The organism is Burkholderia sp. AU19243 (assembly GCF_018148075.1).
In the GTDB taxonomy this organism is placed as follows: Bacteria; Pseudomonadota; Gammaproteobacteria; order Burkholderiales; family Burkholderiaceae; genus Burkholderia; species Burkholderia latens_A.
Map to the genome: position 1 here is coordinate 128128 of NZ_JAGSTV010000011.1, position 19189 is coordinate 147316.

Below are 19189 nucleotides of genomic sequence, written 5' to 3' on the forward strand. Positions count from 1 at the left end.
GGCTTAGAACTCGATCGGATACGGCGCAAGCTCGCCGCTCTCGTATCGCTGCGGCAGGTCCGGCGTCGCGTTTTCCCATACCAGCAGCATCGAGCGTTTCGTCGAGTAGCCTTGATGCCGGATGTCGGCGGGCATCGCGCAGATGTCGCCCGCGCGCATTGTGATCCGCGCGCGCGGTGCGCCGGTGTTCTTGTCGCCGATGTCCCACACGATTTCGTCGGACAGTTGCAGGAACCACTCAACGCGGTCATTGCCATGGAACACCGGCAGAATGAATTCCTCGGTCGTCGGGCAGAACAGGCTGCGCCCGCAAACCGACGTAACGGACGGATTCCACGTTACGTCGGAGCGGGACAGGTACTTGAACAGGTTGAACGCGTGCAGTTCGCCTTCGAAGCCGGGGTTCACGTGCACTTCAGGCTCTTCCTGATCGACGTCGAGAAACGCGCGATTGACCGGCAGCGCGTCGCGCAGCGGCGAATCGCCTTCGAGGCCCGGCATGCGGCGCGTCGCGATGCGCGTGCGTTCGATCGCAGAACCGTTTTCGCCATGCTTGCGGCCGAATGCGGTGCCCGTCTCTTCCGGCGCCGCGAACGGATCGAAGCCTTCGTTCGTCCAGTCGTGCAGCATCGCCTTGAAGGTCGCCATGATCGTCGGCGTGTCGAACGTCTCGGTGTAGTCGACGCCAGCCTCCTTCAGGATGCCGTTGAACGTTCCCGCATAGACGTCGACCTTGCCGTAGTGATTGCGCGTGCCGAACACGTGATCGAAATTCACCCAGCCGTAGAAGAAGCCCCATGCGACGTCACGCATCATTGCGCGCAGGAACGCATCCGCAGGTATCGCGTGCGTGCGGGTCCGGCCTTTCGCGGGCCAGCTGATCGTCACGAAGTACTCGTCGCGCTGGAACGCGAATTCGCCGAGCTGGAAGCGGCGGTAACCGGTGACGGCATCGGCTTCCGTAGCCTGCACCAGATCGGCGGCGAAGCCTGCAGAAAGATCGACGGTCTCGAGGGTGGCCATAACGTGTCTCCAGAAATATTTGAATGGTTTCGATCGAACGGATCAGTGCACGCAGATGTCGGCCCACTTCTCCACCGACAGTTCGCCAAGGACGGTCTGCACCAGCGCGACGCCAGGCCTGCCCGCGATGAAGCGATACGCGCAGCCGGCCGGCAGCAGTGCCTGATGCCCGGTGCGCAGCACGACGTAACCCATCTCGCGGCCCGCCGGGTGCGAGCCGGCGCTCACGGTGCCGCGGCCGGCGGCCGGCGGGTTGTCGAGCTTGATGAATTCGATGCGGACTTCGCCGTCCATCTGGATCGCGAACTCGTCGTGCGCGCACGCGAACCACGGCGACTCGCCGTCGGTGCGCAGCACTTCGATCACGTATTCGAGGTTTTTGCCGGCGACGACTTTCTCGTAGGGGGCCGACTTCGATGCGATGTCGAAGACGTTCGAGAACGCGTAGTGCTTCGCGCTGCCGCTGGTGATTTCGATGTCGCCCCGCGTGTAGCAGTCGAGCGAACCGAAGACGGTATGAAAGGCCGTGTCGGTCATTGCTGTCTCCTGAGTTGAACCGCTTGTCGGATTCAACTTTAGGGGCGACCGCCCCGGTCAACAAGGCAACGGACCGCGACTACGGCATTTGCGTTTCGCGAATAATCGCCGCCCTCAGCGGACCCAGCCGCGCTCCAGAAGCGGCCGGTCCCACGGCGATTCGTCGCCGATGTATTCGGCAAGGAACTCGACCAGCGCCTTGACCTTCAACGCCTGTCGCTGCGTTGCGGGATAAACGGCCGCGAAGCTCAGCGGCGCGATCTGGAAGTCGGTGAGAATCGGCACCAGGCGGCCCGCGACGAGCGCGTCGCTCGCGACCAGCGTCGGCAGACATACAACGCCGCCGCCCGTCAGCGCATACTCGCGCAGCAAATGCACGGAGTTCGAGCGGATCATGCCGGGCAACTCCATTTCGACGACTTCGTCGCCGCGCGTCAGCGTCCAGCGATTGCGTGACGGATAACCTGAATAAAGCGCCGTGGTGTGCTGCAGCAATTCGCGCGGATGTTGTGGCGCACCATGCGCCGCGACGTACGCGGGCGACGCGCAGAACAGGCGCCGCACGACGAACAGGCGCCGCTCGATCAGCGACTCGGAAATCGGCGGGAAGATCTGGAACGCGATGTCGAACCCTTCTTCGACAGGGTCCACGACACGGTCATTGACGATGATGTCTAGCTGGATGCCCGGGTAGCGGCGATTGAATTCGGCGAGCGGCACACCGAAATGATCGAGCGCGAAGCCGGGCAGCATCTGGATGCGCAATCGCCCGGTCGGCGTCGCGCGTAGCTCGCGCATCTGGTCGGTGAGCTCGTTCACCCGCCCGACCACCTCCGCGCACTCCCGGTAAAAGGTCTCGCCAACCTCGGACAACCGGACGTGGCGCGTGCTGCGATGGAATAGCGGCGCGTTGACGAATTTCTCCAGCTGCTGGATACGGTTCGTCACGACCGAACTCGTGACCCCGAGCTGTCGGGCCGCTTCCGCGAAACTGCTGGCCTCGGCGACCCTGACGAATGCCTCGATGCTCAGAAACCGGTCCATACCGCGCCCTTTCTGGAAGCGAAACCCGCAGTCTAACCGCAGCCGCCGGCCGGTTGGGTCATGCGAAAGGCGTCACTCTGTCACCGCAAGGGTGTCAATCGCGCGACGCGCTTGCGCCGCGTTACGGCTGCTTGCCGGCCGTCAGTTCCGCCTGAACGCGCACGCGGCGCTGCAACACGGCCGGCGCCGTCTCGCGCAGCAGCATGCTGACCACGATGCCGAGCAGCACCGCGCACATCGGCAGCCACAGGATGTTCTGGATCCCGAAGTGCGCCGCCACATAGCCGCCCATCGCCGGCGCGATGCCGCCGCCGAAAATCTCGCCGCAGCCGACCACGACGCCGATCGACGTCGACACGAGGCCAACGGGCGCGGCCTCGGTTGCGACCGGCCCCGACAGCAACGACACGAGCCCGAGCGTGAAGAACGACGCGACGAACAGCACCATGAACAGCTCGACGGGTTGCGGGCCGAGGCCACGGAAGATGTACAGCATCACGGCCGTGCCCGCAAAGCCGACGATGCTCGCGACGCGGCGGCCGACCAGGTCCGACAGTCCAGGCAGCCCGAACTGCCCCAGAAAGCCGCCGAAGCCGATTGCCGACACGACGAGCCCCATCTTCTGCGTGCCGAGCGCCAGGTAGTCCGTCAGGTACAGCGGCAGCAGCGCGCCGAGCACGAACACGCCCGTCATCGCGCAACACAATGCGGCCATCGCGACGAGAATGTTGCGGCTCTTGAGCACATGGCCGAGCGAAGCCGGCGCATGTTCCGACACGGCGTCCTGCGCGCGTTTCGGCTCGCGGATCACGAAAAACATGATTGCGCCGAGGATCAGGCCGGGCACCGCGACCAGCGCGAACACCCAGCGCCACGACATGAACGCGAGCAGTTGCGTTGCGATGATCGGCGACAGCGCGAGCCCGAACAGCGCGAAGCCGCTTTGCTGCAGCCCGAGGTTGAGGCCGCGTCGCCTCGGATGCGACGCGTCTGCGGTCGCCGCGAAGCTGGTCGGGCAGAACGAGCCTTCGGCGACGCCCATCAGGCCGCGAATCGCGATCAGGCCGAGCAGCCCGCCCGCGAGCCCCGAAAAGCCCGACAGCAGCGAGAACGCGACGATCGCGGGAATCAGCACCTTGCGGCGGCCGAACTTGTCGGAGATGCCGCCCATCAGCGCGGCGAAGACGCCCCACGACAGGCCGAGCACGCCGATGCAGTTTCCGACGTCCTGCGCAGTCAGGTTGAGGTCCTTCATGATCGACGGGAACAGCGGCGCGATCAGCCAGCGGTCGAGGCCGACCAGCCCGAAACCGAGCGCCAGAAGCGTGACCGCCTTCCACTCGTACGCGGTATCCCACTCGTTTGCTTTCATGTCTGTCTCCGTGGAGCCGGCCGGCGCGTGCCGCAGCGCCCGTGCATGAACCAGATCCGTTGTCTTTGGTGTGCGAATGCGACGCGAGTCGCGAGGAATCGGCGGCCGCCTTGCGGTTGCAGGCGTCGAATTCAATCAGCCGACGCCCGAACGATAGGTGCGCCGACGCGGATCGGGTATGGAACAACCGGCGAACGCGCCATTCGCGAAATGCAAATAATCGGGGCGGCGTGCCGGAAGATCGGCGCAGAAGCGCGGTGCGGGTGCGCGGGGAGACGAAACAGCGCAAATTGCCAGCTGGCCGGGGAATCCCTGATAGACATCGGCACGCTCGGCGACTCGCCCGGATCGCTTTCGCCCACTCGATTTGTTCACGAGGTCGCGCCATCTGCGTGCGGGACACGCGTCGGCGGGCGTTCGACCTGCGGGATTCTCACCGTCGCATCACGCGCCAACTGCGCAGGTGCGCCGCCGCCGACACTCGTGCGTCATGGGGAGGAGATTATGCGTTGGCGGAAGTCAGCAGACGCTGCTCATCGCTCGCACGAATCCGCCACGCAAGCCTGCCGCAATCGCAGAAAGCCTCCTGCCCACCATCCCGCCGATATTGGACGCGATGACAATCCAATATCGGCCGCAGCTCGCGGCACTGGCCGTACCGACGACAGAAACGGGGCGGCGGGCTCCGCTTGGCGCAGCCGCCGGCCGCTATCCGCGCCCGATCGCGGGCGCTGCGAGCAGCGCCTGTGCTGTGCGCGTCGCCATCGGGTCGTCGGATTGATACGCCGCCGCGTACGCATAGGTGCGCCACGATGCATCGCCCAACGCGTACAGACATACAGCCGCGAGCGCCATGCCGCGCGACGACAGCATGCCATCGCGTTCCACCCGGCGCAGATCGCTCAGCGCCTCGCCCCAAGCGCGTGCACGCACATGCCACCACGCCAGCACCTCGCGCATTTCGCCGTTCCCGGGACGCAGCACCGCCATTGCATCGAGCAGGTCCTGAACGTCCGAAAACGTATCCAGCGCCGCACCGGCCCACAGCACGTCCATCATCCCCGTAACGATCGCGTTGTCGGTCAACGTCTCGATCATGTTCTTCTCCAGGCTGTTTCAGCCAATCGCCAACGGCGAACGCGTACTTGCGCGCGCTCGCGCATGCCGCGCGTTTCACTTGCCGCCCGCGAGCGCCCTCGCCTCGGCCGCAATGCCCACGAGCGACAGCTGATCGCGGACCTGATCGATGAAAATCGCCGCCATCAGGGCGAGCATCAGAATCGTGAGCGCGCCTTTCACCGGTTGCGCCAACGACGGCAGATCGAGCTTTTGCGACACCTTCCCGGTAAAGCCGAAGCCGATATCGACCAGCAACAGCAGCAGCATCATCGGCGTGGCCAGCTTCGCCACCGTTTCCATCAGCGAGTCGGTCTTCGACAGCACGAACGATTCGAGCACCGATCCGCCGGCCGGCATGAGGTTCGCGAGCGGCCACCAGGTATACGACTCGTAGATCGCGCCGAGCAGAAACGTCATGCCGCCGAGACACCAGAACGCCGCGATCGCGAACTGGCTCAGGAGCGTGGACGTCAGCGACGTCTGCTGCCCCTGGCTCGGGTTCTGCATCTGCAGTTGGTTGAAACCGGTCAGATCGTCGACGTACGTGCCGACGCTTTCGGCGGCCCAGAACACCGTCGATGCAGCGAAGCCAAGGCCGACGCCGATCAGCGCCTCCTTCAACCCGATGCCCACGAGCATCGTCGCATCCCCCTGCTCGAGCAGGCCGCGCTGCCCGTAGGCGATGAAGCTGCCCCACAGAAGCGCGAGCGCGGTGCGCACGCGGCCTTGCACGACGTTGTCGGACGTCGGCGGAAAAATCATCATCAGGACCATCAATCGCTCGCTGCAAAGGCCAAGCACGATCAGAAACCTGACCAGTTGATGGCTCGATTCGATCGATGCGAATGTAATCTCGCTCATTTCAGTCGCCTGTCGTTAAATGGATGCCGGCTTGCGAGCGCGCCCGCCGCTTCAAAACGCCGGGCCTGGCCGGCGGCTCTCCGATGTTTCCTCGTCCTGCGCGTCCTCGATCGCGAGCTCGATCGCCTTGACCAGCGTGTCGCGCCGCTTGCCGTAGATGTCGATGCGGGCACGGTTGCGCACGATCTCCGTGCGCAGCGCACCGATCTGCGCCTCCTTCGCCGCCAACGCCTGCCCCGCCTGCGCCGCGCGAGCCTCCAGCATCGCGTGCTGCTCGGCCGCATGCGAGCGGAATTCGCGCAGTTTCAGATACTCGTCCGCACGGAAGGAAACGCCGCCCAGCAGCGCGTCGATCTTGCCGTCGTGCGCGGCGAGCCCGGCCGCATGCGCGCGCACCGCCGCGCGGCTTTCCTCCAACGCGTCGATCAGCGCCTGCAGCTCGCCGCGCAAACCGCCGAGCGTCGCATTGAGCTTGCGATCGAGCTGGCGGCGACGCGAGAGGACGCGCTCGAATGCGGCGACACGGCGGTCTTTCATCGCTCGCCTCCGGCATCACGACTGCACGATCTCGCCGAGAGCCGCGAGCGTGTCGTTCGGGTCGACGAGCAGATCGGTCGGCTGGCCGAGGAAAGCCCGAATCGCGTCGATCTTCGCAATGGCTTCGTCGGCGAGCGCATCGGTGCCGCTCTGATACTCGCCCACCTGCAGCAGCAGTTCGACCTCCTTGTGCTTGGCCATCAGCCGCCGTATGTGTCCCGCCGCCGCCACGTGCTCGCGCGGCACCACCTGCGTCATCACGCGCGAAAGACTGCCGAGCACGTCGATCGCCGGATAGCGGTTCTGTGCCGCGATCTCGCGCGACAGAATCATGTGCCCGTCGAGAATGCCCCGTACTTCCTCGGCAATCGGGTCGCCGCCCGATTCATCCTCGGCCAGCACGGTATAAAGAGCGGTGATCGAGCCGAGCTCCGAGCGGCCCGCGCGCTCCAGCAGCCGCGGCAGCTCCGCGAAAATCGACGGTGGAAAACCGCGCCGCGTCGGCGGCTCGCCCATCGCCAGGCCGATTTCGCGCTGCGCGCGCGCAAAGCGCGTCAGCGAATCCATCATCAGCAGCACACGCTGGCCGCGGTCGCGGAAGTATTCGGCCACCGCCGTTGCCGCATAAGCGGCCTTCGCACGCTCGATCGACGAGCGGTCCGATGTCGCGCAGACGACGACCGAGCGGGCCATTCCCTCGGGCCCGAGAATGTGCTCGCAGAATTCGCGCACTTCGCGACCGCGCTCGCCGATCAACGCGATCACGTTGACGTCGCAGCGCGCGCCGCGCGCGAACATGCCCATCAACGTACTCTTGCCGACGCCTGCCGGCGCAAAGATGCCCATGCGCTGGCCCTCGGCCAGCGTCATCATGCCGTCGACGACGCGCACGCCCGTCGGCATCGGGGTATCGACGACGGGCCGTGACATCGGATCGGGCGGATCGGCGATGACGGGCTGCCACTCGTCGCATTCGAGCGGCCCCTTGCCGTCGATCGGCTCGCCCAGGCTGTCGATCACGCGGCCGAGCAGGCGCGGGCCGATGCGCAGCGAAAGCGGACGCCGCAGTCCCACCACGCGTGTCGCGCGCGACACGCTGCCGAGCCGGCCGAACGGCGAGAGCAGCGCGACGTCGCGCGAGAAGCCGACTACCTCGGCACGCTGCAGCAAGGCGCCGTCGGGCGAGCGCAGCTCGCACAGTTCGCCGAGTGTCGCGTCGAGCCCCGACACGCGTACGAGCGTGCCGATCACTTCCTGCACCTTGCCGCATGCCGCGGGTTGTGCGCGAGCGCGCAGTTCGCGCTCCATCGCATCCATCAGCGCCGAGAAGTCGCGTACGGCCCGTGGCTGCGCGATGCGCACCCCGCTCGCTTCATCGGTTCCGAAACCGTCCGCGATGTCGATCATGGCGCTCCGTTCCCTGTCATGTCTTGTTCCTCGTGCCGCGCACGAACCGGTTCAGATGGACATCGCGTCGGCGTCGGCATACGCTGCACCGGCCCAACCCTCGTCGCGCAGATCGCCCGCCATGTGCAGGGCCGCGGCATCGCCTTGCCCACCTTCTTCGTCGCCGATGTTGCCGCCGCCGTCGCCGCCGTCGCCGCGGTCGTTCGCGCGCTGATCCGGGTCCGCCGGGTCATCGCCGGCTCCGACGACGTACTCGCCTATCGGCACCTCGGCATCGCCCGTGGAACCGGCCTGCGCACCGAAGGCACTTGCGTCGTCCCCGGGCGGCGCATTCGGCGCCTCGCGCCATGGGTCCTTCGCCACGCTTCGCACCGCGCGCGCCAGGGCGGCACGCATCGCCGCCAAGTGCAACGACAAGCTCGCGTCGATCGCGCCCAGGTCGGTTTCGGCGACGCAGGCGCCGGGCGCAAGCGTCGCATCGGCCGCCACGCACAGTCGCACGGAGCGCCCGGCTTCGCGCCACGCCGCGGCCGCTTCGTCGAAGGCCGCGCTCGCCGCGGCCAGGTCCGACGGATGCACACGCAGATGAACGGGGCTGCCGTCGGCAACGATGCGCTCCACCGTCGCGGCCGCGCGCGCGAACAGCGCCTTGGGATCCACCGACGCAACGATCTGCTCGACCGCCAGCGTCACCAGCTCCGCGAGCCGGTCGTGCTGTCCGGGCGCGAGCCGGCAGGCTTCGGCGTGCGCGGCCGCCGCGCGTTCGTGCCAATCGGTCAGCCCCCGCCGCAAGCCGTCGTCGTAGCCGCGCTCGGCCGCTTGCGCGAACTCGCGCATGGCACGTTCGACGAGCTCGTCCGCGCGCGCGCGGGCCTCGTCGAGCAGCATGCGGGCCTGGGCGCGCGCCGCGTCCAGCGCCTCGTCGCATTGCCGGCGCATCTCGGCGTACGCCGCATCGATCTCGACGATCGCCGCGAGGCGTTCATGACGCAGGACGTCGCCTTCGACGCCCACGCCGAGGTCCTTGCCTTCGGCCTGAGGATTGCGTAACCAGATCACCATGACCACTCCGGAAACAAGTCGGGCAGCTGCGAGACGATCGAAAGGCTCGGGTTCGAGCCTGCCGAAGACGGCAGCGACAGCGGCATCGAAGGGGATGGCAACGCCTCCTCATCGTCGCGCGCCGGCATGGCCAACCGCATGATCGCGAGCGGACCGCCATGCGCCCATCGGCAGTCGCGCGCGAAAAGCCGGAAGCCGAGCCAGGCGAGCGCATCGCCATCGGCCGCGTCGAGCGGCAGTTGCATGACCGATGCCGCGTGGTGTGCGCACACGGCAAGCGAGCGCGCATTGCCCGCAAGCTCACGCCCGCGCGCGAAGAGCAGATTGACGCCGCGCGCCCCGATCCAGCCGGTCAACTTCTCGCGACGCGGCCGGTCGATCCAGGCGCGCAATGCATCCGCCTGCTCCACGAGCGCGCGCAAGCGGAACACGGCTAGACAATCGTGCGCCGGCAGCAACGCAAGCGCCGTTTCCGGCGCGTCGAACGCGGCAAGCGGCGGCGCCGGCATGCCCCATTCGTCAAGCAGCGCATCGGCAAGCGCCTCGGCCTGCGCGGGGCTGCATGCGTCGAGTCGGTCCGCACAGGGCACGCGCACACGGCACGCCGGATGCATCCAGTCGAACAGCGTACGCCGGCGCCGATGGTACGCGGCCAGTCTCGCGGCCACGGCCGCCGGCGTCGCGCCGTTCGGGGCGGCAACGGGGTCGGCGGATGCGTCGTACGCATCGGCTGCGTCATATGAGTCGTATGCGTTCGTCATGTGCTCCCCCTGCTTGCCGTGCCGGCCATGCGATCGATCGGATCGAACGTCATGCCGGCGCCTTCGCCGCACGCCCCGCCCGGCGCGCGAGCAGGCCCGCAAGTCCGCCGCCGCCCTTGAGCAGGTTGCCGCGCAACAGCGCGAAGCCGCCGGCGATCATCAACAGCAGTACGCCAAGCGCGCCGCCCGCATAGACGAGCCAGCCGTCCTGGCGGTGCGGGCGGGCAGGTGGATCGAGCGCATCGGCCGGCACGCTGGTCACGCTGACCTGATCGTAGGTCAGCCCCTCTATGCTGTGCACGACGAGATTTTTGATCGCCGGCGTCATCCGCTCGAGATTCGCATCGGGCCGGTACTTGATGAAGACCGATGCGGACGACGGCTTGACCGACTGGGCGAGCGGGTCGTTGTTCGGCAGCACGATCTGCACGCGCGCCACGACCACGCCGTCGATCTTCGACAACGTGTCGTCGAGTTCCTGCGACAAACCGTACATGAAACGCACGCGCTCCTCGGTCGGCGTGGAAACGAGCCCGTCCTTCTTGAAGAGCGCGCCGAGGTCGTCGAATTTCTTGCGCGGCAGGCCGCGTGCGCGCAGCACTTCCACGGCATGCACGATCTGCTTTTCGTCGACGCCGACCGACCAGGTCTTGCCGCCATCGGGCGTGCTCTTTTGCGCGTCGACGCCGGACATCAGCAGCGCGGCCACCATTTCGTTGCAGTCGCTTTCGGTCAACTGCCCGTAGAGCTCCTGCTTGCAGGCCGCAAGCGACAGCACGAGCGCCGCAACCGCGACGAGCCGCCATGCGGCAGACAGTCTCGAAGGCACGAGGTTCGGTTTCATGTCATTGGTTCTTCATGAGCGTCTGCACGGCGTCCTTCGACGACTGCACGGTCGCCATCTTCACCTGCAGATCGGCGTTCAGGCTTGCGATCTCGAGCTGAATGGTCATGTCGGCGGCAGCAAGGCGCTCCATCGACAACGCGCTCATGTGCTGAGTCATATAGAGCACATCGTTCGGCACTTGCCGGTAATAGTCCGCCTGCTCCTCGACTGCTTTCGTCACGAGGTCGGCGCGCTCGGTCGGATGGGCGGCTGCCTCATGCTGGTGCGCCGAAGCCATCATCGCCTGGAATTTGTCGACGAGCGGCTGCGATACCGCGTCCGCATTCGGCGTCGCGGGCGTCGTGCCGGTGACACGGGCCAGTTCGTACTGGAGTTGCGATGCAGTCGTGATGCTCATTTCGTTTCTCCTGATAGGGGCAACAGGCTCAGACACGCATGTACTGCATCGTCAGCAGCATGTCGCTGGATGAGGACGACGGCGTCGCGACCGATTCGCCGTCTTCGGCATGCGCTCCGTTCTCGAACGCGAGCGCGGAATCCGGCGCAACGAAGCGGCCCGTGCGCTTCGCGGTCGCGACCGCCTGCTTCAGCTCCTCGCTCGCAAGCAGAACTTTTGCGAGCCGTTCAACCTCTTCGTTGCCGCCTTCCTCCAGCAGGTGTCGGGCCTCCTCCTGCCAGCCGAACTCCTGGCGGGCCTTCAGGCACTGCAGCAACATTCCCTTGCTGGCCGGCAGGCAGACCGCGCGCTCGACCAGATTGCGAAACAGCCGTTCGGCGTCGCTCCATTCCTCGCGCACCATATGCAGCCAGCCGTCGAAAAACGCGAATTCGGCGGAATCCGGGCGCAGCAGATGCAGCACTTCGACGAGGTGCTCGAGATCGTCGATGTCGACTTGCTCCGGCGTGCCTGCGCGGGCCAATGCCACCCTGGCCAGGTCGACGATCGCGCCGACGACTCCCGATGGGCACTGCGGCCGATCCTTCAGAACGTCCATCCTTTCCCCCAAGGAAATCAGATTCGATCCGATGGGCCGCACCCGATGAGGCGCGGCCTTCCGTTGACGCCAAGGTACGCAACGCGACGGGGCCGCCGCGTGCCGCGCACGAAGTCACACAACGAATTGCGAAGCGCCGCATGCGACGGGCAGCGGTCCGTGCCGCTGTCGCGGACGTCTTCGCTGACGCCCGCCGCCGCGCGGGTCGCCTCGCTCACGTGGCCTGCGCCCGAGCGATGCGCCGTCGCGCCGCCTCGCTTCGCGGCCCTTGTCCTTGCTTCGCATCGCCATCGCGCCGGATGCCGCGGCGCCGCTAACGTTGCATCGGCGCGCCTCATCCCGGGTGCGCGCGTGCGACAAGCGAAGGACAGCGGTCATGAGCGACGAGAAAACCGAAGAGCCCACAGACAAGAAGCTGGACAAAGTCCGCGAGGAAGGCCAGGTCGCGAAGAGCTCCGACCTCGTCGAAGTCGCGTCGCTCGGCTCGATCGTGCTCGTGCTGACGGCGGGCCAGCACTATCTGGCCGATACGCTGCGCGCGATCGTCAACGAGGCGGTCGATTTCACCCACGGCGAGCGCGAGTTGCAGGACCTCTGGACCGTCCTCGTTCATATCGGCCTGCAGGCGTTCGGTCTGCTGTGCGGGATCGCGGCCGTTGCGCTCGTCGCCGCCATCATCGCGCTCGCTCCGCAGACGGGACTCAAGATTTCGCTGAAAGCCGTCATGCCGAAGCTTGCGTCGGTCAGCCCCGGATCCGGCTTTCAGCGCATCTTCTCGATGAACTCGGCCATCGACCTGGCGAAGATGGTCGGCAAGGCCGCGATTCTCGTCGCCGTCATGTGGCAGACGATCAAAAGCGCGATGCCCGTGGTGGCGAGCGCGCTCGATCGGTCGGTACCGCAGTTGATCGATGTGCTGTGGTCCGTGCTCCTGCATGTGGTCGCAGTCGCGCTCGGCGTGTTCATCGTCATCGGTGCGTTCGACTACAAGCTGCAGAAGTGGCTATTCATCCGCAAGAACCGGATGTCGAAAGACGAGGTGAAGCGCGAGCACAAGGAAAGCGAAGGCAACCCCGAACTCAAGGGCGAGCGCAAGCGCATGGCCAGGGAGCTGTCGCAGGAAGGCCCGAAAGGCGGCATCGCGCGCGCGAACGTCGTCGTGGTCAATCCGGTTCACTACGCGGTCGCGCTGCGCTACGACCCGGCGGAGTTTCCGCTGCCCGTCGTCCTCGCCAAGGGCCTCGACGAGCAGGCGTTGCGATTGCGCCAGCAGGCGATGCACGCGCGCGTGCCCATCGTCGCGAACCCGCCCGTCGCGCGCATGCTGCACAAGGTGCCGCTCAATCAGCCGATTCCCGAAGAACTGTTCGAAGTCGTCGCCGCGATTCTTCGCTGGGTGGACGGCCTCGCGCCTCAAACCGCCACCACGGAGTAGTGGACATGTTGAAGACCATGAAACTGCCGGGCATCGGCGAGGCCGGCATCGCCGTCCTGCTGATCGCGATCGTCTCGCTGATGATCCTGCCGCTGCCGCCCGCCATCATCGACGGACTGCTCGCGATCAACATCACGATCAGCATCACGCTGCTCATGGTGACGATGTATGTGGGTCATATCGCCACGCTGTCGGCATTCCCGTCCGTGCTGCTCTTCACGACGCTTTTCCGGCTGTCGCTGAATATCGCGTCGACGAAGTCGATCCTGCTGCATGCCGATGCCGGCGAAATCATCGAAAGCTTCGGCCAGCTCGTCGTGGGCGGGAATCTCGTCGTCGGCCTTGTCGTGTTCGTCATCATCTCCGTCGTGCAGTTCATCGTGATCGCGAAGGGCTCCGAGCGCGTCGCCGAAGTCGGCGCGCGCTTCACGCTCGATGCGCTGCCCGGCAAACAGATGAGCATCGACGCCGACTTGCGCGCGAACATCCTGACGCCGGACGAGGCCCGCAGGAAACGCGCGAGGCTTGCCATCGAAAGCCAATTGCATGGCGGCATGGACGGCGCGATGAAGTTCGTCAAAGGCGACGCGATCGCCGGCCTCATGATCACGATGATCAACATCGTCGCGGGCATCGCCGTGGGCGTCGCCTATCACGGCATGTCGGCCGGCGAGGCGGCCAACCGCTTCTCGGTGCTCTCGATCGGCGACGCGATGGTGTCGCAGATTCCGTCGCTTCTGATCTCGGTGGCCGCGGGCGTCATGATCACGCGCGTGGACGAAGGCGGCGACCATGGAAATTCCTCTCTCGGCGAAGACATCAGACGCCAGTTCACGAGCAGCTCGCGCGCGCTGTACTTCGCCGCGCTGCTGTTGCTCGGCTTCGCCGCCGTGCCCGGTTTTCCGGCCCCGCTCTTCGCGCTGCTCGCCGGGCTGCTCGGCTTCGTCGGTTACCGTCTGCAGAAAAAGCAGGATGGCCCGGCCAAAGGCGCCGGCAAGCCCGTCGGCGCACTGCAGCGCGCCGGCGCCAAGGGCGACGCGCCGTCGATCCTGCCACGCCCGCCGCAGTTCACCTGTCCGCTCGGCGTGCGCCTCGCAGCCGATGTCAGCGCGCGTCTCGCGGCCGATGCCCTTGACCGTGCGTTCGACGCACAGCGCCACGCACTGCAATCGGAAGTCGGCCTGCCGTTCCCCGGCATCATGATGTGGACCGACGGCATGCTGCCCGAAGACAGCTACGAAGTGCTCATCTTCGACGTGCCGCAAGGGCGCACCACGCTCGCCGAAACGCGCGCGGTACACGCGGCGGCCGACGGCGGCGCAGCCGACGCGCCTGCCGCCGCGGCGACACCGGAAGGCTTGATCGCGCGCCACACGATCGACCTGCTGCGACGCAATGCGCATCTCTTTCTCGGCATTCAGGAAGCACAGTGGATGCTCGATCAGCTCAACGAGGACTACCCGGGCCTCGTCGCGGAGGTGCAAAAGGCCCTGCCGCTGCAGAAGATGGCGGACGTGCTGCGCCGGCTTCTGGAGGAAGACGTGCCCGTGCGCAATATCCGCAGCATCACCGAAAGCCTGATCGTCTGGGGACCGAAGGAAAAGGACATGCTGATGCTGACCGAATACATCCGCATGGAGCTCGGCCGGCTCATCGCCTATCGCGCGACGGGCGGCGTGCGCGATTTGCCCGTCGTACTCGTCGACGTTCAGGTCGAGCAGCACATCCGGCAGTCGATCAAGCAGACCCCCACGGGCAACTTCCTCGCGCTGCCGCCCGACGAAATCGCCCAGCTCGTCGGCAAGATTGCCGACATCGTCGGCGATACGCCGCGGCAGCCGCTGGCGCTCGTCGCGTCGATGGACATCCGGCGCTACATCAAGCGCATGATCGAGGCGCGGCTTCCCTGGCTGCCCGTGTATTCGTACCAGGAGCTCGGCGCGCATGTCGATCTGCAGCCCGTCGGCCGCCTGGCGATGTGAGCGAGCGAGCCGCGCCATGCACTCCTTTGCCCCTCATCGCGCCCGCGTGATCGCTGCGCCGGCCACGCACACCGACCCTGCACCCGAGATGCCCGCCGCGCAGTTGAACCGTCAGGCCGCCCTCTTTCAGCGTCTGCGCGAAGGCGTGCGCGCCGGCGCATCGGAAACGCCCGGCGACGAGCCGCCGGGCGCCGGACCGGCCGAGCCTCCATTCGCCGTGCAAACCGATCCGCCCTACCCGGTTGCCGGGTTCGCCGCGGACGAACGTCGCGACGATGCCGACAGCGGCGAGCGCGACGACGACGCACAGGCCGGCTCCGGCGACGAACGCGATGACGTTGCGGCGCACGCACGGCCGGCGCAGCCGGTGCCGGCTCCGGTGCCTGCGACGATTCATCCGCCGATGCATTCGACGATGTGCCTGCCGGTGCATTCGGCCATGCACGAACTCATGCATGTGCCGGCATATTCGACGCTGTCCGCATCGACGCCGCCTTCTCCGCAGACGCCGCCCGACGCGCGACCATCGACGGCTGCGCCGGACACGCCGCGCGTACAAGCCGCGCGCGAACCGCAGCGCCCCGCGGCAGGCGTCCCGCACGCCGTGGTCGCCGTGCGGGCGCCGGCGCGCACTGGCCAGGACATGAACCGGTTCGTCGATTCGATCGTCGCCGAGGTGTCGGACTTCTGCGCCAACCCGATCGTGTTCGAAAGCGGCGACTGGCAGATCACGATTCCGATCGATCCGGCGCTGCTGCCGGGTTGTACGTTGAGCGTCGCGCTTTCGCATTTCCAATTGACGCTTCGCTTCGACACCACGGACGCACGCTCGCGCGCACTAATCTCACAGCATGCGGAGACGTTGCGCACAAGCCTCGAAGAAGTGATGCAAAGCCGCTTCGACGGCGCGCGCAGCGTGGAAATCATCGTCACGTAAAACCAATATGGATACCACACGAATGCTACTGCCAGACCGCGTTGCGATCGACGACCAGGCGCCGGCGGCGGCCGTTTTGCTCGACCCCGCGCGGCTTCCCGCGCTGGCCGCCGCCACCGCGCGCCAGCATCGGCTCGCCGTCGACGAGCGCCTGAGCGCTCTGCTCGCACACGCGCTCGGGGTCTCGGCATTCAGCGTCGGCACGCACGATTTCGTGGAACCGGAGCGCGCCGCCGTCGTGCGCGTGCGCTGGGGCATGGAGACGGCCGCGGTGCGCATCGACGTCGGACAGCACGCGGGCCTCGCGAGCATCGTCGCGTCGGACGAGCCCGTCAACGAGCGCTTGCGCCACGCCGTGTGCGCCATCCTGCTCGATCCGCTGCGGCGCGCCCTGCAAGCGCTCGGCTTCGACGGCGTGGAAGTCGTGTCGCTCGAACGTGCCGCGCGCCGACCGCAGAACACGGGTTGCTGCGCGCTCTCGCTGCGCGTGGGCGATACCCGCTTCGATGCGGTTGTCGAACACATCGACAGCGGCTGGCTCGACGCGCTCGAAACGCTCGTGGCCCGACAATGCACGCCGTTCGCGACCCACGTCAGCGAGATCGCCGTACCGGGGCGGCTGCAGATCGGCGAGAAGACGATGAACGTGACGACGCTCGATTCGCTGCGCGCGGGGGACGTCATCTTGCGAGCCGTACCCGAAGCCACTCGCGCGCTCTTCGCGAGCGAGCGTTCATCCGCCCCGATGCAAGTCGTTTGGGGCCGCTACGGCACGCGGCAACTGCGCGCCGTGGCAGACGTCACCCACCATCTGATGACCTTGAGCGAGGACCCCACCATGAGCCATGACACGCAGTTCAACGCGCCGCTTACCGACTCGATCGACACGCCCGTCGAAATCAGCCAGCTGGACCTGCCGCTGAAGCTCGAGATCGATACGGTCTCGATGCCGGTCGCCCAGCTCTCGGCGCTGCGCGCGGGCTACGTGCTCGAGCTTCCCACCGCGCTGCCCGATGCGCGCGTGCGGCTCGTGACCTACGGGCAGACGATCGGCTTCGGCGAACTCGTAAGCGTCGGCGATCATCTCGGCGTGCGTCTCCTCCAGCTGTCGCGCGGCCATGGTTCAGTTTAGCGATCTCACCGGGCTGCTGATCACCGTCGTCGCGATCAGCCTGATCCCGTTCGTCGCCATGGTCGCGACCTCGTACGCGAAGATCGTGGTCGTGCTCGGGCTGCTGCGCAACGCACTCGGCGTGCAGCAGGTGCCGCCGAACATGGTCCTCAACGGCATCGCGGTCCTGGTCTCCGCCTACGTGATGGCGCCGATCGGCATGCAGGCGATGCAAACCATGCAGACGATGCACCGTACCCCGGGCAGCGACACGTCGCTCGTCGTGCTCGATGCCTTCGATGCGGCCAGGGAGCCGTTTCGCGCGTTTCTGAAGAAGCACGCGCACGAGCGCGAAAAGCGGTTCTTCGTGCGCTCGGCGACCGTGGTATGGCCGAAGGACATGGCGGCGAAGATCCGTGAGGACGATCTCATCGTCCTCGCCCCGGCCTTCACGCTGACCGAGATGGCCGACGCCTTCAAGATCGGCTTTCTGCTGTACATCGCGTTCATCGTCGTCGATCTCGTCATAGCCAACGTGCTGATGGCGATGGGGCTGAATCAGGTCCAGCCGACGAACGTCGCGATTCCGTTCAAGCTGCTCCTGTTCGTCGTCATGAGCGGCTGGTCCACGTTGATTCACGGTCTTGTCATGACCTATCGCTGAGGCACGCGCCATGGAAACCGATACGCTCGTTCGCATCACCTCGCAGGGCCTGCTGCTCTGCCTGTCCGTCTCGATGCCGGTGGTGGCCGTCGCCGCGCTCTCCGGCCTCGCGATTTCGTTCGTGCAGGCCATTACGTCGATGCAGGACCAAAGCATCTCGTACGCGGTGAAGCTCGTGGCCGTCGTGGCCACCGTGCTCATGACCGGCGCCTGGGGCGCCGCCGCGATCCTGCGCTTCGCCAACCAGATCGTCACGCTCGCGGTGCCGTCGTGAATTCGCCGATCCGCAACAACCACGGCCGCCACGCCGCCGATCTCGCACAGCAGGCGCAGGCCGGCGCCGAGCACGTGGGGCAGATGGCCCAGGCGCGCGGCTTCACGGGCGTGAAGGTGCAGCACACGAAGATGCAGCGCGCGCGCATGCAGCACAACAAGATGCTCGCCGCCGCTTTCTACCGCGGCAAGCGTTTTGCCGAAGGCATGCACAAACCGCCGCCCCCTTCCGCGCAAAAACTGATCCGTCAGCTCGGCCAACGGCCGCGGCCGGCAGGCTCGGCGAAGGCGCAGGGCAAAGACGCATCGGCTCGCGAACGGCCGGACGACCAGCACGCGCTCGAGCCCAGGCACGAGCACGAACACCCGCACGAGCGCGAACGCAAGCACGAGCAGGGACAGCAGCAAAAGCGCGAGCGCGGTCAGCAACACGGCGAGGGACAGCAACAGCATCGCAACGGCCATGGGCACGATCACGGCCCGAATCAGCAAGGCGAAGAGCAAGGGCAGCCGCAGCAGAGTGCGTCGCGCGACGGGCAGCGTCAGCGCGACGGCCGTCAGTCCGGCGAAGGCCGCGACAAACCGCGCAAGTTCGCGATCGGCAAGGCGGGCCGGGCGAAGGCAGCCGCGCGCAGCCAGCCGCTTGCGGCCACGATGCAACTGCTCGCGACGCAAAAGCTCGGTGCGCCGGACTTGCCGGCCGAACTCGCGGCGGCGTGCGCGAAGGAGGTGCTGCGGCTTGCCGCGCAGATCGAGCTGGGGTCCTTGCTGGCGGTGCCGATGCTGCTCGCCATGCGCTCGCCGATGGCGCTCCGGCGCAATGCTGCGCGGCTACACGCGCACCGGCATGCGGCCCTGATGCAAAGCGCCGCAACCCCGGGCAAGGCCGCTGCGGTGGCCGGGCTTCTCGGCGTATCGCTCGACAACACGCTCGCGCGCCAGAGCGCGGGCATCGAATACTCGTACGACGATCAATCGATCGCGGCAGTGAAGCAGCGCATTCTCGACACGCAAGCCGCGCTGCCCGCCTGCGGGGCGCCCGCCGGCGCCGTCGTCGCCGACAGCGCGATCGGCGTTCAAAGCGGCGCCGCGCGGCAAGGGGCGGGCAAGCCCGCGGCCGGCGCTTCGGATAAGACGTTCGAAGTTCGCATGGCGCCGGCTGCGCGAACGGCAAAACCCTAAACTGATTTTGACGGTCAAGGCCCGGCGGCCCGATGCGCGA

The 19189-nt window shown here is 66.8% G+C and carries 20 protein-coding genes; 7 read left to right on the forward strand and 13 right to left on the reverse strand.

The features are described from left to right. Window positions 1–3: 3 nt before the first annotated feature. From KDW55_RS20735 to KDW55_RS20795, 13 genes are all read right to left on the reverse strand, one after another. Complete coding sequence (locus KDW55_RS20735; protein ID WP_040139504.1) at window positions 4–1023, reverse strand: hydroxyquinol 1,2-dioxygenase; 1020 nt, start codon at window positions 1021–1023, stop codon at window positions 4–6. A gap of 42 nt (window positions 1024–1065) precedes the next feature. After that, the gene (locus KDW55_RS20740) at window positions 1066–1560 is read right to left on the reverse strand and encodes a hypothetical protein (RefSeq protein ID WP_040139503.1); all 495 of its coding nucleotides are present in this window, start codon (window positions 1558–1560) and stop codon (window positions 1066–1068) included. 114 nt (window positions 1561–1674) lie between these two features. Further along, complete coding sequence (locus tag KDW55_RS20745; RefSeq protein WP_040139502.1) at window positions 1675–2604, reverse strand: LysR family transcriptional regulator; 930 nt, start codon at window positions 2602–2604, stop codon at window positions 1675–1677. Between the two features lie 121 nt (window positions 2605–2725). After that, the gene (locus tag KDW55_RS20750) at window positions 2726–3976 is read right to left on the reverse strand and encodes an MFS transporter (protein WP_059546545.1); all 1251 of its coding nucleotides are present in this window, start codon (window positions 3974–3976) and stop codon (window positions 2726–2728) included. Between the two features lie 708 nt (window positions 3977–4684). Then, window positions 4685–5074, reverse strand: a complete 390-nt coding sequence (locus KDW55_RS20755; RefSeq protein ID WP_069242784.1) for an HrpB1 family type III secretion system apparatus protein — start codon at window positions 5072–5074, stop codon at window positions 4685–4687. A gap of 75 nt (window positions 5075–5149) precedes the next feature. Beyond that, a complete protein-coding gene (gene sctT / locus KDW55_RS20760; protein ID WP_069242783.1) occupies window positions 5150–5956 on the reverse strand; it encodes a type III secretion system export apparatus subunit SctT in 807 nt (268 codons plus the stop codon). Window positions 5957–6007: 51 nt separating this feature from the next. Further along, entirely contained in the window at window positions 6008–6493 is a 486-nt protein-coding gene (locus KDW55_RS20765; RefSeq protein ID WP_059546541.1) for a type III secretion system protein, read from the reverse strand. A 15-nt stretch (window positions 6494–6508) separates the two neighbouring features. Continuing rightward, window positions 6509–7900 (reverse strand): type III secretion system ATPase SctN, encoded by a 1392-nt coding sequence (gene sctN / locus KDW55_RS20770; protein ID WP_212160966.1) that lies wholly within the window; start codon window positions 7898–7900, stop codon window positions 6509–6511. Between the two features lie 51 nt (window positions 7901–7951). Then, on the reverse strand, window positions 7952–8962 hold the full coding sequence (gene sctL / locus KDW55_RS20775; protein ID WP_212160965.1) for a type III secretion system stator protein SctL: 1011 nt from the start codon (window positions 8960–8962) through the stop codon (window positions 7952–7954). Further along, entirely contained in the window at window positions 8956–9723 is a 768-nt protein-coding gene (locus KDW55_RS20780) for a type III secretion protein HrpB4 (protein ID WP_069243499.1), read from the reverse strand. The genes sctL and KDW55_RS20780 overlap by 7 nt, the downstream gene beginning before the upstream one ends. A 49-nt stretch (window positions 9724–9772) precedes the next feature. Beyond that, window positions 9773–10567, reverse strand: a complete 795-nt coding sequence (sctJ, locus tag KDW55_RS20785; protein WP_040139495.1) for a type III secretion inner membrane ring lipoprotein SctJ — start codon at window positions 10565–10567, stop codon at window positions 9773–9775. Between the two features lies 1 nt (window position 10568). Further along, window positions 10569–10967: a serine kinase gene (locus tag KDW55_RS20790; protein WP_040139494.1), complete on the reverse strand. Its 399-nt coding sequence runs from the start codon at window positions 10965–10967 to the stop codon at window positions 10569–10571. A gap of 28 nt (window positions 10968–10995) precedes the next feature. Further along, window positions 10996–11565: an HrpB1 family type III secretion system apparatus protein gene (locus KDW55_RS20795; RefSeq protein WP_040139493.1), complete on the reverse strand. Its 570-nt coding sequence runs from the start codon at window positions 11563–11565 to the stop codon at window positions 10996–10998. 376 nt (window positions 11566–11941) lie between these two features. Between KDW55_RS20795 and sctU the strand changes: the two genes are divergently transcribed. The 7 genes from sctU to KDW55_RS20830 all read left to right on the forward strand — a co-directional run bounded on the left by sctU (window position 11942) and on the right by KDW55_RS20830 (window position 19149). Next, complete coding sequence (sctU, locus tag KDW55_RS20800) at window positions 11942–13000, forward strand: type III secretion system export apparatus subunit SctU (protein WP_212160964.1); 1059 nt, start codon at window positions 11942–11944, stop codon at window positions 12998–13000. Window positions 13001–13005: 5 nt separating this feature from the next. After that, on the forward strand, window positions 13006–14982 hold the full coding sequence (locus KDW55_RS20805; RefSeq protein ID WP_040141043.1) for an FHIPEP family type III secretion protein: 1977 nt from the start codon (window positions 13006–13008) through the stop codon (window positions 14980–14982). Between the two features lie 16 nt (window positions 14983–14998). Next, entirely contained in the window at window positions 14999–15919 is a 921-nt protein-coding gene (gene sctP / locus KDW55_RS20810; RefSeq protein ID WP_212160963.1) for a type III secretion system protein SctP, read from the forward strand. A 76-nt stretch (window positions 15920–15995) separates the two neighbouring features. Further along, window positions 15996–17051, forward strand: a complete 1056-nt coding sequence (sctQ, locus tag KDW55_RS20815; protein ID WP_249174004.1) for a type III secretion system cytoplasmic ring protein SctQ — start codon at window positions 15996–15998, stop codon at window positions 17049–17051. Then, window positions 17038–17694, forward strand: coding sequence for a type III secretion system export apparatus subunit SctR (sctR, locus tag KDW55_RS20820; protein WP_040139489.1), 657 nt, complete (start codon window positions 17038–17040; stop codon window positions 17692–17694). The genes sctQ and sctR overlap by 14 nt, the downstream gene beginning before the upstream one ends. A gap of 10 nt (window positions 17695–17704) precedes the next feature. Further along, on the forward strand, window positions 17705–17968 hold the full coding sequence (gene sctS, locus KDW55_RS20825) for a type III secretion system export apparatus subunit SctS (protein ID WP_012372025.1): 264 nt from the start codon (window positions 17705–17707) through the stop codon (window positions 17966–17968). Beyond that, window positions 17965–19149: a helicase gene (locus KDW55_RS20830; protein ID WP_212160961.1), complete on the forward strand. Its 1185-nt coding sequence runs from the start codon at window positions 17965–17967 to the stop codon at window positions 19147–19149. Before sctS ends, KDW55_RS20830 begins: the two co-directional genes overlap by 4 nt. Window positions 19150–19189: the final 40 nt, after the last annotated feature.